We start from the raw sequence: 13,937 nt of genomic DNA, 5'->3' as shown, positions 1-13,937 counted from the left end.
TCAGGCCTCCTGCGGGGTGGTCGTGCGGGTGCCCGTGCTGCCGGCTTCGCTCATGCGCTCGGCGTCGAGACCGGACAGCGGGTGCCCCTTGGCGAAGAACTTCAGCCTCGCCAGCAGGGCGATGAACGGCTTCGTGAACAGGAACACCACCACGATGTCGATCAGCGTGGTCAGGCCCATCGCGAAGGCGAACCCGGCCACACCGCCCACCGCCAGGAAGTAGAGCACGATCGCGGCGATGAACATGACGGCGTCGGCGATCAGGATCGTGCGCCGGGCACGGACCCAGGCCACCTCGATGGCCGCGCGAAGCGTCCGCCGGCCCTCCTTCATCTCATCGCGGATGCGTTCGAAGTACACGATGAAGGAGTCGGCGGTGATGCCGATCGAGACCACCAGGCCGATGATGTGCGGCAGCGACAGCCGGAAGTTGGCGTTGTGGCCGAGCACGACCACCGACGTGTACGTGATGATCGTGGCGACCACGAGGCTCAGCACCGCCACGATGCCCAGACCCCGGTAGTAAAGCAGGCAGTAGAGCACCACGAGCACCAGGCCGATGATGCCGGCGATCAGGCCGCCCTCCAGCTGGTCCTGACCCAGGGTCGAGGAGACCGTGTCGATGGAGCTGCGGTTGAACTTCAGCGGGAGCGCGCCGTACTTCAGCTGCTCGGCCAGCTGGGTGGCGGTGGCCTGGTTGAACTGGCCGGTGATCTCGGCACGGCCGCCGGTGATCGGGCCGATGATGTTGGGCGCGGTGATCACGACGCCGTCGAGCACGACCGCGACCTTGTTGCGCGGCTCCTGCGAGTTGTACGCCTGCGTGGTGAGCTGGCCCCAGGCTCCGGCGCCCTGGCTCTTGAAGTCGAGCTGGACGCTCCACTCGGCGCTGCCCTGGGGGATGCCGGCGGTGGCCGTGCTGATGTCGGTGCCGACGACCTTGGCGACGTCGAGGACGTACTTGAAGCTGCCGTCGGACTCACAGGCGGCGTACTGCTTCTTCGGGTCGTCCTGCACGCCCTGGCCGCGGTTGGCCGGGTCGGCGCAGTTGAGCTTGTTGAACTGCGCCAGCACCGCCGGGTCGATGCCCGTGGTGTCGATGCCGGCATTGGGGTCCTGGGTGGGCGGCGTGCTGGCCTGCGCGCTCGGCGACGCCGTCGGCGTGGCCTTGGCGTCCTGACCCTTCTTGGTGTCCTGCTTCTGGCCCTGGGCGCTCTGCGTGGCCGACGGCTGCGCGGAGGCCGACGCGCTCGGGGACGGCGCGGTCAGCGCCTGCGACAGCGCCTTGCCCGTCGGAGACGCGGTGGGCTTCGGCGTGTCAGCCGACTGGGACCCGGTCGGCTTGGCCGACTGCTGAGTCGACGGCTTGGCCGAGCCGGTCGCGGAAGGCGAGGCGCTCGGCGTGGGCGCGTTCGTGGCCAGCTCCTGCGGCAGCTGCGTGGCCTCCATGGCGAGGACCTGCCGGAAGCGCAGCTCCGCGGTGGTGGCGACCAGCTTGATGGCCTCGCTCTGCCCGACGCCCGGGATGGAGATGATGATGTTGTCGCCTGACTTGGCGACCTCCGCGTCGGAGATGCCGGTGCCGTTGACGCGGTCGCGGATGATGTTGACCGCGCGGTCAAGGATCTCTTCTGGAGGACTCGCGTTGTTCAGAGTCACGGGCGACAGAGTCACCGTCGTGCCGCCGGCGAGGTCGAGCCCCAGTTTGGGCGTGAACGCCTTCTGCAGGAGCATCGTCGCGCCCATGGCGAGGATGAGCGCCAGCAGCACCAGGAGCGTGCGCCCCGGTCGGCTGTGGCGGCTGGTCGGTCGGGCCACTGGTCGTCAGTTCTTTCGGATAGAGGTTTGTCGCAGAGCTTAGTCAGGACTGCTTGGTGCTGGAGTCCTGGCCGTCGTTGCGATCCACGGTGGCCTCGGACTCGCTCTTGTCCTCCCCGTCCTCGTCGGCGTCGGTCTCGTCCGCCGGCGGGGCATCGCCGGGCGTGAGGATGCGGCCGATCGCGGCCTTCACCCAGCGGGTCTCGATCCCGGGCGCGACCTCGAGGATGACGTCATCATTGTCCACCGCGACCACGGTGCCGAACAGACCGGTCGTGGTCATGACGCGGGTGCCGGGTGTCAGGGAGTTCTGCATCCGGATCGCCTCTTGCTGGCGCTTGCGCTGGGGGCGGATCAGCAGGAAGTAGAACACCACCACCAGAAGAATCAGCGGCAGGATGCTTCCGAGTTGTCCCATGTCCATAAGGGGCGACCTTCCATTGTCGTACAAGGAGTTGACACCGGCCTCGCGCCGGAAATTCCGTGCGTTGCTTCGGGCCGCGCCGCTCAGCCCGTCAGCCTACACAGCCAGCCAAGGCACGGAGTGTAGGCGGTTGTTGCGAAACGCGGCAACGAGGCAGCGTTTCGGCGCGCGGGGAAGTTCCCAATTTGAAATGGTTGCAACCGATCTGTGATCAGTCGATATTCGCGGCTCCGAACGCGTCGGGGGGCGGGGTCATTCCGAGGTGGATCCAGGCCGCCGCGGTCGCCACCCGGCCGCGCGGCGTCCTGGCCAGCAGTCCTTGGCGTACGAGGAACGGCTCGGCCACCACCTCGACCGTCTCCGGCTCCTCCCCCACGGCCACGGCCAGGGTGGACAGGCCGACCGGGCCGCCGCCGAACTTCTTCAGCAGCACGCCGAGCACCGCCCGGTCGAGCCGGTCGAGCCCTTCGGCGTCCACCTCGTACAGGTTGAGCGCCGCGGAGGCGATGTCGCGGTTGATCAGGCCGTCGGCACGCACGTCGGCGAAGTCGCGTACGCGTCTGAGCAGGCGGTTGGCGATGCGGGGCGTGCCGCGCGACCGCCTGGCGATCTCGTGGGCGCCTTCGGCCGGGAGGTCGACGGCGAGCAGCTTGGCCGAGCGGTAGAGCACCTGCTCCAGCTCGCCCACCTCGTAGAAGTCCATGTGCGCGGTGAAGCCGAACCTGTCACGCAGCGGCGCCGGCAGCAGCCCGGCCCGCGTGGTGGCTCCCACGAGCGTGAACGGCGCGATGTCGAGCGGGATGGCGGTGGCGCCCGGGCCTTTGCCGACCACGATGTCGACCCGGAAGTCCTCCATCGCGAGGTAGAGCATCTCCTCGGCGGGCCTGGCCATCCGATGGATCTCGTCGATGAACAGCACCTCGCCCTCGGCCAGCGTGGACAGGATGGCCGCGAGATCGCCCGCCCGCTCCAGCGCGGGGCCCGAGGTGATGCGGAGCGGGGCGTTCAGCTCGGCCGCTATGATCATGGCCAGGGTGGTCTTGCCGAGTCCCGGGCCGCCGCTCATCAGCACGTGGTCGGGCGGGCGCCGCCGGCGCAGCGCGCTCTCCAGCACGAGTGACAGCTGCTCGCGCACGCGGCCCTGCCCGATGAACTCGCCCAGCCGCTTGGGCCGCAGCGCCGCCTCGATCTGCAGTTCGTCGCCTGCCGCATCGGGCGACACGAGCTCCCGCTCAAACCCCACCCCGACCACACCTCCTCACCCGGATCACGCCACGACCACCACATCCGATGCCGCCCCGAGCCCGCCCGACCCCGCCCGGCGCCGCGTCCCGCCATGACCCGGAACGGTCACCGGACGCGTGAACCGTGCCCGGGACGCACGCGCCGCCGTCCCCCGGCCATGGCTCGCCGCCGCGATACCGAACCCGGGGGTCCGAAGTTCTCACCGTACGGCCCTCAGCCCTCACCCCTGAGGGACGGCGCGCGGCGATGTGCTGCTGACCGCCCGTGACGGGTCCCCGGAGGCCGAGGACAGGTCGCGGGAGGCCGGAGGCGGAGCGCCGGGGGGTGGGCGGGGTGCGGTGAGGGGTCATCGGATGTTCAGCGCTCGGAGTGCGGCCTTGAGCAGGGCGGCGACCTGGGGCTGACGGCCCGCGGCGAGTTCGGCGTCGGCGTCGGGCTCCACGACGGCGATCGCCTCGTCGGCGTCCTTGCTGGAGTAGCCCAGCCCCACCAGCCCCGAGTGGACCTGCTCCCGCCACACCGCCACCCGCCGCTGCCCGTTGAGCGCCGCGTTGAGGGCCGCCTCGGGCGTGCCGAGCCGATCCTTGAGCTCCAGCACGATGCGCTGAGCACCCTTCTGCCCGATGCCCGGAACCTGCGTGAGGGCCTTGAGGTCGGCGCCGGCCACGGCGACGCGCAGCGCGTTGGGGGTGTGGACGGCGAGCATGGCGAGGGCCAGCTTGGGGCCGACGCCGCTGGCGGTCTGCAGGAGCTCGAAGACGGCGCGCTCGTCGTCGGTGGCGAAGCCGTAGAGGGTGAGCGACTCCTCTCGCACCACCAGAGACGTGGCGAGCCGGCCCTGCTCGCCGATGCGCAGCGTGGCGAGGGTGCCGGGGGTGCAGTGGGTGAGGATGCCGACGCCGCCGACCTCGATGACGGCCGCGTCCGGCGCGATGGCCGCGACCTTCCCCGCGACTGACGCGATCACAGCTCCACACCCTTCCCGACGATCGGCGCGATCATTGTTCGGCGCCCTTTCCTCATGACCAGCGGGTGCGGCTCTCCCGCGACCTGCGCCCTCACAGCCTGGGGTCCTTCCGGGTGGCCTTGGCCAGGGCCGCGGAGAGGCGGCTTTGGGCGCCGCCGCGCCACACGTGGCAGATGGCCAGGGCGAGCGCGTCGGCGGCGTCGGCGGGCTTGGGCATCTCGGACAGGCGCAGCAGGCGGGTGACCATGGCGCCGATCTGCTTCTTGTCGGCGGTGCCGCTGCCCGTGATGGCGGCCTTGACCTCGGACGGCGTGTGCAGCGCCACGGGCAGCCCGCGCCGGGCGGCGCACAGCACGGCGATGCCGGCGGCCTGCGCGGTGCCCATGACCGTGCGTACGTTGTGCTGGCTGAAGACCCGCTCGACCGCGACCGCGTCGGGGCGTACGTCGTCGAGCCACTGCTCGATCCCGGCCTCGATGCCGATCAGGCGCGTGCCGAGCTCCTCGTCCGCGCCGGTGCGGACCACCCCGACGGCCACCAGCGTCAGCGGCGCGCCCGGGCGCCCCTCGACGGCTCCCAGGCCGCACCGGGTCAGCCCCGGATCGACGCCCATCACCCGCACCGGCCTGTCCCTCCGCGCCGCCGAACACCTGTTCGGCACGAGACTCTACCCCGGCCGAGGTGGCCCGCGCATCGTGAAACGCCCGGCTGCCGCCTCGATCCGGCAGGGACAGCGTCTTCGGTTCTGTGTTCACCTACGCAAAACGGACATCGGCGCAGTCTCGTCGCACGCCGGCCGAGGCTGGACGGCGATGCGATGGAAGCCGAAGCCGCGTCCGTCCGGCAAGCACGGCGTGACACCGATGGAGGCGGGGACCGGACGCCGGCCAGACACCCTGCCGCGGCAGAAAGTTACATCGCGATTACCATTCGCTGCAACCCGTCGAGCGGGAGAAATCGATCAGCGGTTCTACCGGTGATCACCGGCTCGCACAGCGGATGCCGGCAACTGTTCGTGCTCTGTCAGAAGTAGTCGAGCGTGTACGGCCTCGCGGCGAAGACCGTGTCGAGGGCCTCGTCGTACCGGTCGTCGCCGGACATCAGCCCGGCGAGGCGGAGCGTGGCCGCCGGGATCCCGGAGTACAGCGCGGCCAGGCCGTTCGCGCCGAGCACGGCACCCGGTGCTCCGGCCGCGGACTCCGCGACCGGCGTGGCCGCGCCCGAGCCGCCGGAGAACTCCAGCCGCCACGTGCCACCGCCCAGCACGGGGTCCTCCACGGTGACGACCGCGTCGCAGGTCACGGGCACCGGGTATCCCCTGCGCTCGATCGCGGCGGCCACGTCCAGCACCCGGAACATCCAGCGGATCTGCTTGACCTGGTCCTTGCTCCGCTCCCGCAGCAGCCACAGCACAGGGTCGTCGGGCGCTACCGGGGCGACGATGTGCTCGGCGATCGATGACGCGCTGCCCACCAGGGACCACAGCGTCCTGGCGGTCTTCTCCGACCCGGCGACGAGGTTGTCGACCAGGATGTCCTCGCCGCGCCACCGGTAGACCACGAAGCCGTCGTCGGCGAGGTAGAGGAAGTCGTCCTTGTTCTCCAGCCGCAGGCTCCAGGTGGGCTCGTCCCAGGAGACGGGCCCGCTGGCGCGGGTGGCGCCGTGCACGCGGCGCAGCACCGAGATGACCTCCGCGGCGTCGCCGGGCCCCATCCTGCGCAGCTTGACCTCGCCGGACGGCCGGATCTGGCGCAGGGCCTCGGCGCGGAAGGTCACGTTGTGCTGGGCTCCGGCGTGTTCGAAGCCGACGCCGCGGTAGAGGGGCGTGGTCGCCGGATAGAGCGCGGAAACCGCGTCCCCGAGCGCCGCGGCCCGTTCGATGACGGCCCGCATGATCCGGGTCCCGACCCCGCGGCCGCGGTCCTCGGGGTTGACGGTGACGCCCGCGATCCCGGCCATGGGCTGCGGCCTGCCGTGCCACCACTGGGTGAACTGCCGCAGCCGGGCCGAGGCGGCGAGCCTCGAGCCGTCGAACGCGCCCAGGTAGCGGCCCTGGCCGAGCGCGGGCGTGACCGCGCGGCGCCACCGGTCGGCGTCGTCCGGTGAGGTCGGGCCGAACGAGCGCTTACGGAGATCGAGGACGGCGTCGAGGTCGTCCGGGGTCAGATCGCGAATTTCCACGGTGGGCCAACCTACGCAGCGGGGGGACGCGATGTCGAACCGTTTGCCGAGATGACGAGTCTGTCGAGGTAGAACAATTGGGCGGCCACCACGGCCGCCAGCGCGACGGCGACCACGAGCAGCGGCGTGGTCCCGCCGACGTCGAACGTCGTGGGGCCGCCGAACCGGGCGAGTTGGATCATCTGGGCGACGGGAGCCGTGTGCAGGGCGGGCTGCTGGACGACGAGCAGCGGCCAAAGCAGGTCCTGGGCGTTCACCAGCGCGACGGCCCCGGTCAGGATGCCCGCCATGGGCAGCGAGGGCAGGACGACACCGCTGAAGAAGTCCCTGTCGTTGCGCTCGGCCAGTCCCCTGCACAGCAGGGTGAGCACGAGCAGGGCCGGGACGCTCACCAGGAGGGGCGGGAAGAGCGCGAGGAAGGTGTCGATCAGGCCGAGGTTGCGCATGTTCTGCCAGTTCGCGACGCCGAGGGGGCCTGTGCCGACGAACAGCCAGGGCGCGAACACCAGCAGCAGCCAGTCGCTGCCGCGGCCTAGAGGCCGCAGACCGCCGATGCCGAGCGCGGCGAGGTAGGCGACGCCGACCGAGACCAGTGCCCCGGCGATGGCGGGCACCCAGGTGTTGACCTGCGCCTGCAGGCCCCCCGCGGGGCTGCCGGGCGAGGCCAGCACGCCGGAGATCCAGGGCCAGGCCAGCAGGACGCCCACGGCCAGGAAGAGGACCAGCGCCGACACCCCCGCGACCACACCGGCGGTCGTCGCGCGGCGGCTGGAGGGCGGCGTGGGCGCGGGCCCGAAGGTTCCGGCGGCGGGAGGCCCGCCGAGCGGAGACCCTGCGGGAGGTCCGATGGGAGGGCCGGTGGGAGGAGACGCGGAGCCGAGGGGCCCGCCGGCCGGAGACGCGGAGAGCGGCGGCGCGGGAGCGTGCGGCCCGAAGACGGGAGGTCCTGCGGGGGCGCCGGCTCCGGCCGAAGCAGGAGGCCAGGCGGGACCGGAAGGACTGCCCGGACCCGGAGGACCACCCGGACCGGAAAGGCCGCCCGGACCGGAAAGGCCGCCCGCACCGGAAGGACCACCCGGACCGGCAGGCATGGCGCCTGGGGCCGGGGTCCCTATGGCAGAGGCGTCCGGGGCGCGGGTTCCGGTGGACGGGACGAGGGCGATGCGGGTGCGGAAGGCCACGGCGACGACGGTCGCGATGATGCCCAGCACGCCGACGACCACCCCCGAGAATGCCGCCACGGACGCTCCCAGCCCGAAATCGGCCAGCCTGAAGGCGTAGTCGTACTGCAGCCCCGCCAGCGTCTCTGTGGACCGCTGAGGGCCTCCAGCGGTGAGCACCAGGCCGATGGAGAAGGTCTGCAGCCCGACGGCGACGGTGGTCAGCGCCACGAGCACGCCGACGACGAACATGGCGGGCACGACGCCGCCGCCGCGCAGGGCGGGCAGGAACGCGAGGACGGCCAGCGAGCAGACCACGCCGAACGTCGCCGCGGCGACGATCAGCCGCAGCGCGCCCGGCGCGGTGCCGGGCTCGGTCAGCTCCCGGGCCAGCGTGAGCAGGCCGGAGGAGTCGGGCCCGAACCCGCGCAACCAGGCCGCCGCCACGCCCACCGGCGAGAACGTGACGATCGCCAGGGACAGCACGATCCGCCCGGCCCGCCGCGGCCAGGTGCCGGCCCGGTCGAGGGCCAGCGCCAGCAGCGGCGCCACCACGACGGCCACGAGCAGCGGCACGAGGGTGAGCGAGAGTGTGAACCCCAGCGCCCGCCAGAACCTGTCGTCGCCCAGCAGCTGCGCGTAGTTGTCCGTCCCGGCGTAGGTGCTCTCCCTGAGGACGCCGCCGCTCTGGAAGCTGAGCCAGATCGTCTGCGCCGTCGGCAGCACCAGGGTGATGAGGGTGCCGAAGAGGGCGGGGACGGCCAGCAGCCAGCCGATGACCCGGTAGGACGGCTGTGGTGGGTTAGGGGAAGTCACGTCGCCCGACCCTACGCCGCTCACGGGCGTTCGCGCACGCGAAAAGCATCGTGTCCGCGGGCACGCGCACGGGAGGGCCCGGCGGAACCGAGCCCTCGGACATGGCGGCGGGGATGCCTACTCGGCGCCCAGGCGCTCCAGCACGGCGTCGCTGACGTCGAAGTTCGCGTAGACGTTCTGCACGTCGTCGCTGTCCTCCAACGCCTCGATGAGGCGGAACACCTTCTTGGCGCCCTCCTCCTCGAGCGGCACGCTCATCGTCGGCAGGAAGCTCGACTCGGCCGAGTCGTAGTCGATCCCGGCTTCCTGCAGCGCCTTGCGCACCGGCACCAGGTCCCCGGCCTCGCAGACGACCTCGAAGGAGTCGCCCATGTCGTTGACCTCTTCGGCGCCCGCCTCGAGCACGGCCATGAGCACGGTGTCCTCGTCGAGCCCGTCGCCGGGCACGATCACGACGCCCTTGCGGTTGAACATGTAGGAGACGGACCCGGGGTCGGCCAGGGAGCCGCCGTTGCGGGTCAGCGCGACGCGCACCTCGGAGGCGGCGCGGTTGCGGTTGTCGGTGAGGCACTCGATGAGCACCGCGACGCCGCCGGGCGCGTAGCCCTCGTACATGATCGTCTGGTATTCGGCGCCGCCGGCCTCCAGACCGCCGCCCCGCTTGCGGGCCCGCTCGATGTTGTCGTTGGGCACGGAGCTCTTCTTCGCCTTGTAGATGGCGTCGAAGAGGGTGGGGTTGGCGTCCGGGTCAGGGCCACCGGTCCGGGCCGCCACTTCGATGTTCTTGATGAGCTTGGCGAACAGCTTGCCCCGCTTGGCGTCGAGCGCGGCCTTCTTGTGCTTCGTCGTCGCCCATTTGGAGTGGCCGGACATTACTTAGAGCTCCCTAACCATGTCTACGAAGTAACGGTGCACGCGCGTGTCCCCGGTCAGCTCGGGGTGGAACGACGTCGCGAGCAACGGACCTTGACGGACCGCGACGATCCTATCCCCAGGCTCGCACCGGCCCAGCACTTCGACGTCGTCGCCGACGGATTCGACCCAGGGTGCGCGGATGAACACCGCGTGCACCTCCTCGCCCGCGAAGTCCAGATCCGCCTCGAACGAGTCCACCTGGCGCCCGAACGCGTTGCGCCTGACGACCATGTCGATGCCGCCGATGGTCTGCTGGCCGGCGATGCCGTCCTCGATCCTGTCGGCCAGCATGATCATGCCTGCGCAGGAGCCGTAGGCGGGCATGCCCTCCTTGACCCGCATCCGCAGCGGTTCGAGCATGTCAAAGGTCTCGGCGAGCTTCCACATGGTGGTCGACTCCCCGCCGGGGATGACCAATGCGCCGACCGCGTCCAGCTCGGCGGGCCTGCGTACGGCGACGGCCGTCGCGCCTGCCTCCTGGAGCATGCGCGCATGCTCGCGCACGTCTCCTTGGAGAGCGAGTACACCGATCGTGGGCACAGTCGATCCTTCCGTCCGGGTGCGGGTTCCGACAATTCAACACCAGGATGGCCGGGCATCTTCCTCCGGCGGCCCCGTTCAGCCGCCCGCCGCAGGCAGCGGACGCAGTCCGCGTCTACCAGGTCAGCTTGACGTAGACGGGCTTGTGATCGGACAGGGTCACGTCGCGCTCGACGTGGCAGCGCCGCACCGTGCCCTTGGGGGCGAACAGGTAGTCGAGCTTCTTGTCCTCGCGCGTCCGGCGGCCGGTGCGGTGCCGGCCGCGCTGGTCGCATTCCTCGTACGCCCGGTAGACCGGCGCGACGGCGCGGCGGCCGGCGGCGCTGCCGTATCCGCTGTCGGGTGGCGCGACGTTGAGGTCGCCGCCGAGCACCGTCCGGTGCCCAGGTTTGGCGGCGATCTCCAGCAGGCGCCTGATCTGCCGGGTCCGGTAGGGGGCGCCGGGCCGGCGGTCGTCGTACTGCGCGCCGGAGGACAGGTGGGTCCCGCACGCGTGGACCTTCCTGGCGGGGATGGTGGCGCAGAGGGCGGCGCGCTTGACGAACCACGGCGGCGCGGGCAGGGGATGGACGGCGAAGGTGGCCTCGCCGGCCACGGCGACGGCGATGCTCTGGGCGCCGCGCGGGCGGCCGAGGCGGTCGGGGTGGCAGGCGTACGGGGAGCCGTCGTGGGAGACCAGGCCCCACGAGCCGATCGTCCATTTCCGGCCGGTGCGCTGCTCCAGCCAGAGCTCCAGCGCGCCGTCGGCGCCCGTGCAGAACTCCTGCAGGAAGATCACGTCGGGCTTGATCGGCTGGTTGAGCGCATACGTGCCGATGGTGTTCGCCAGTTCGACGGGGCCCGCGCGGTAGAAAGGGCAGTCGGAGTTGGTGCCGGTGCAGACGTTCCAGGTCATCACGGACAGGTCGGTAGGCGCGGGGGCCGCGAGCAACCCGGCCACGAGCAGCAGGACCTGTCCCACCATGATCGGACAGTCTAGCCGCCGCTGCGCGGCCGGGCACGCGATCCGCTAGGGACGCTCGGTCTCGAGGCGCACCGTCTCCTCCACGGTCATCCCCTGGCTGCGCATCGTCGGGTCGAGCGGCCTCAGGTACGTCTGCTGCACCCCGGGCGCCCGGTCCTCGATGACGAACGTGGCCCGCGTGTAGACCTCGGCCGCGGGCTCGGTGACCCGGGGCACGACCTTGAAGTCGGCCGTCATCTGCTCGCGCTCGATCTTCGTCAGCACGTAACCGCGCTGGTTGTTGTAGAACTTCAGATGCGGGTTGATCTTCAGGAACGGATGCGCGGACGGGTCGGAGTCGGCGCCGTTGCCGCCCGTGGAGATCGAGCTGGCCACCAGCTCGGAGCCCACGGACGGCCCGGTCGGGTCGTCGTAGTCGAGCTTGAGGTCGCTGGCCCAGTGCGCGTGCACGTCGCCGGTCAGCACGACGGGGTTGCGCACCTGGGCGTCGAGCCAGCCCTGGGTGATGCGCCGGCGGGAGGCGACGTAGCCGTCCCAGGCGTCCTGGCTGGTGACCTTGGCGGGGCCGGCGTTGTTGTCACGCTGGGCGAAGAACACCTGCTGTCCAAGGATGTCCCACTGCGCCCGCGAGTGCCGGAATCCGTCCAGGAGCCAGGCCTCCTGCTCGGCGCCGGTGATCGAGCGGGCGGGGTCGATCGAGGCCGGGCAGTCCTTGTAGCCGTCGCCGCAGCCCTGGTCGTCGCGGTACTGGCGGGTGTCGAGCATGTGGAAGGTGGCCATCCGGCCCCACCGGATGCGCCGGTAGAGCTGCATGTCGATGCCGCGCGGGATGGAGGAGCGGCGCAGCGGCATGTTCTCGTAGTAGGCGCGGAAGGCGGCCTCGCGGCGGGACAGGAAGTTCGGCTGCGGGACCTCGGGCTTCTCCGGGATCTCGTCGGCCCAGTTGTTGTCCAGTTCGTGGTCGTCCCACACGACCAGCCACGGCGCGGCGGCGTGCGCGGCCTGCAGGTCGGGGTCGGCCTTGTACTGGGCGTGGCGCTGGCGGTAGTTGGCCAGCGTCTCGGTCTCAGGGCCCTCGTGGTGGCGGATGTTGCCGCCGGGGATGTTGTAGGTGTTCTTGGTGTACTCGTACTGGTAGTCGCCCAGGTGCAGGATCAGGTCGGGGTGCTCGTCGGCCAGCCGGCGGTAGGACGTGAAGAAGCCGTGCTCGTACTGGGCGCAGGAGACGAACGCCATGGCCAGGGCGCCGCCGTACGACAGAGGGTGCGGGGCGGTGCGGGCGCGGCCCATCGGGGAGACGTACGGGCCGACGCGGAAGCGGTACCAGTACTCGCGGTCGGAGCTGAGGTTCTTGAGCTCTACGTGGATGCTGTGGCCCCATTCCGGCGCGGCCACGGTCACGCCGGAGCGGACGACGCGGCGGCCGCGCTCGTCGGCGTACACCTGCCAGAGCACCGGGAAGGGCCGCTGCGGCATGCCGCCGAGCCCGTCCTCGGCGAGGGGCTCCTGGGCGAGCCTGGTCCACAGCACGAAGCCCTCGTGGTCGGGGTCGCCGGAGGCGACGCCCAAGGTGAACGGGTCGGTACGCAGCCCGCGCGAGGCCAGCGTCTGGGCGGTCTCGGCGGCGGGATCGGGTTCGCCGGCGTGCGCGGCCCCGGCGGGGATGGCCGCGGCGGCGCCTGCCGCTAACCCTGTCACGAGGAAATGCCGGCGGTTCAGCTTGGACACGTGTGGCTCCTGGGACGATCAGGGTGAGGGACGCCCCGTAGCCTGACTCAGGATCATGACTACGCGGTGAACACCACACAACACGAAAAAGGCGACATCCTTCGCGGATGTCGCCAAATTCGGCACTTTTCGCCATGTCCCCCGGCCGCGTGGCACACCCCGCCGACGCGATCTTCTCACGCGGGCGGGCCCGTGACCTGCGCCGGCGCGCCGGGTCTACCAGCCGCGCTCGGCCAGGCGGTGCGGCTGCGGGATCTCGTCGACGTTGATGCCGACCATGGCCTCGCCCAGGCCGCGCGAGACCTTGGCGATGACGTCGGGGTCGTCGTGGAAGGTGGTGGCCTTGACGATGGCCGCGGCGCGCTTGGCCGGGTCGCCGGACTTGAAGATGCCCGAGCCCACGAACACGCCCTCGGCGCCGAGCTGCATCATCATCGCGGCGTCGGCCGGGGTGGCGATGCCGCCCGCGGTGAACAGCACGACCGGCAGCTTGCCGGTCTTGGCGACCTCGGCGACCAGCTCGTACGGCGCCTGCAGCTCCTTGGCGGCGACGTACAGCTCGTCCTCGGGCAGCGAGGCCAGGCGCTTGAGCTCGCCGCGGATCGTGCGCATGTGGGTGACGGCGTTGGACACGTCGCCGGTGCCCGCCTCACCCTTGGAGCGGATCATGGCCGCGCCCTCGGTGATGCGGCGCAGGGCCTCGCCCAGGTTGGTGGCGCCGCACACGAACGGCACCGTGAACTGCCACTTGTCGATGTGGTTGGCGTAGTCGGCGGGGGTGAGCACCTCCGACTCGTCGATGTAGTCGACGCCGAGCGACTGCAGCACCTGAGCCTCGACGAAGTGGCCGATGCGGGCCTTGGCCATCACGGGGATCGACACGGCGCCGACGATGCCGTCGATCATGTCGGGGTCGCTCATCCTGGACACGCCGCCCTGCGCACGGATGTCGGCGGGCACGCGCTCGAGCGCCATGACGGCGACCGCGCCTGCGTCCTCGGCGATCTTGGCCTGCTCGGCGGTGACGACGTCCATGATGACGCCGCCCTTGAGCATCTCGGCCATGCCGCGCTTGACGCGGGCGCTTCCGGTGACGGGGGTGTTCTCTGGCGTGCTGCTGGACACGGTCATCCTCACGGGCTCTCAACGGCGAATCGGTAAGTTATCAAGCCCATCGTA

General features: G+C 71.0%; 12 protein-coding genes. All 12 read right to left on the bottom strand.

Features of this window, described 5'->3' with window-relative positions; all coding sequences use genetic code 11:
• The 12 genes from secD to pdxS all read right to left on the bottom strand — a co-directional run bounded on the left by secD (window position 1) and on the right by pdxS (window position 13,889).
• Window positions 1–1,818, bottom strand: coding sequence for a protein translocase subunit SecD (gene secD / locus ACIBX3_RS32255; RefSeq protein WP_397123557.1), 1,818 nt, complete (start codon window positions 1,816–1,818; stop codon window positions 1–3).
• 43 nt (window positions 1,819–1,861) lie between these two features.
• Window positions 1,862–2,236, bottom strand: a complete 375-nt coding sequence (gene yajC / locus ACIBX3_RS32250; protein WP_397123555.1) for a preprotein translocase subunit YajC — start codon at window positions 2,234–2,236, stop codon at window positions 1,862–1,864.
• A gap of 217 nt (window positions 2,237–2,453) precedes the next feature.
• Window positions 2,454–3,485, bottom strand: a complete 1,032-nt coding sequence (gene ruvB, locus ACIBX3_RS32245; protein WP_397123553.1) for a Holliday junction branch migration DNA helicase RuvB — start codon at window positions 3,483–3,485, stop codon at window positions 2,454–2,456.
• 348 nt (window positions 3,486–3,833) lie between these two features.
• Entirely contained in the window at window positions 3,834–4,454 is a 621-nt protein-coding gene (ruvA, locus tag ACIBX3_RS32240) for a Holliday junction branch migration protein RuvA (RefSeq protein ID WP_397123551.1), read from the bottom strand.
• A 91-nt stretch (window positions 4,455–4,545) separates the two neighbouring features.
• On the bottom strand, window positions 4,546–5,076 hold the full coding sequence (gene ruvC, locus ACIBX3_RS32235; protein ID WP_397123549.1) for a crossover junction endodeoxyribonuclease RuvC: 531 nt from the start codon (window positions 5,074–5,076) through the stop codon (window positions 4,546–4,548).
• Between the two features lie 401 nt (window positions 5,077–5,477).
• Entirely contained in the window at window positions 5,478–6,635 is a 1,158-nt protein-coding gene (gene eis, locus ACIBX3_RS32230; protein ID WP_397123547.1) for an enhanced intracellular survival protein Eis, read from the bottom strand.
• An 11-nt stretch (window positions 6,636–6,646) separates the two neighbouring features.
• Window positions 6,647–8,611, bottom strand: a complete 1,965-nt coding sequence (locus tag ACIBX3_RS32225; RefSeq protein WP_397123545.1) for a hypothetical protein — start codon at window positions 8,609–8,611, stop codon at window positions 6,647–6,649.
• Between the two features lie 117 nt (window positions 8,612–8,728).
• Entirely contained in the window at window positions 8,729–9,484 is a 756-nt protein-coding gene (locus ACIBX3_RS32220; RefSeq protein ID WP_397123543.1) for a YebC/PmpR family DNA-binding transcriptional regulator, read from the bottom strand.
• A 3-nt stretch (window positions 9,485–9,487) separates the two neighbouring features.
• Window positions 9,488–10,066 (bottom strand): pyridoxal 5'-phosphate synthase glutaminase subunit PdxT, encoded by a 579-nt coding sequence (pdxT, locus tag ACIBX3_RS32215; protein ID WP_397123541.1) that lies wholly within the window; start codon window positions 10,064–10,066, stop codon window positions 9,488–9,490.
• Window positions 10,067–10,181: 115 nt separating this feature from the next.
• Window positions 10,182–11,030 carry an endonuclease/exonuclease/phosphatase family protein gene (locus ACIBX3_RS32210; RefSeq protein ID WP_397123539.1) on the bottom strand — a complete coding sequence of 283 codons (849 nt, stop codon included), beginning with the start codon at window positions 11,028–11,030 and terminating at the stop codon, window positions 10,182–10,184.
• A gap of 45 nt (window positions 11,031–11,075) precedes the next feature.
• Window positions 11,076–12,758 (bottom strand): alkaline phosphatase D family protein, encoded by a 1,683-nt coding sequence (locus tag ACIBX3_RS32205; protein WP_397123537.1) that lies wholly within the window; start codon window positions 12,756–12,758, stop codon window positions 11,076–11,078.
• Between the two features lie 216 nt (window positions 12,759–12,974).
• On the bottom strand, window positions 12,975–13,889 hold the full coding sequence (gene pdxS / locus ACIBX3_RS32200) for a pyridoxal 5'-phosphate synthase lyase subunit PdxS (RefSeq protein WP_397123746.1): 915 nt from the start codon (window positions 13,887–13,889) through the stop codon (window positions 12,975–12,977).
• Window positions 13,890–13,937 lie beyond the last annotated feature (48 nt).

Origin of the sequence: Nonomuraea sp. NPDC049480 (assembly GCF_044465905.1) — a bacterium.
Lineage (GTDB): Bacteria > Actinomycetota > Actinomycetes > Streptosporangiales > Streptosporangiaceae > Nonomuraea.
Note: the sequence above shows the minus strand (reverse complement) of the source record. Positions and strands in the feature narration are given on the sequence as shown.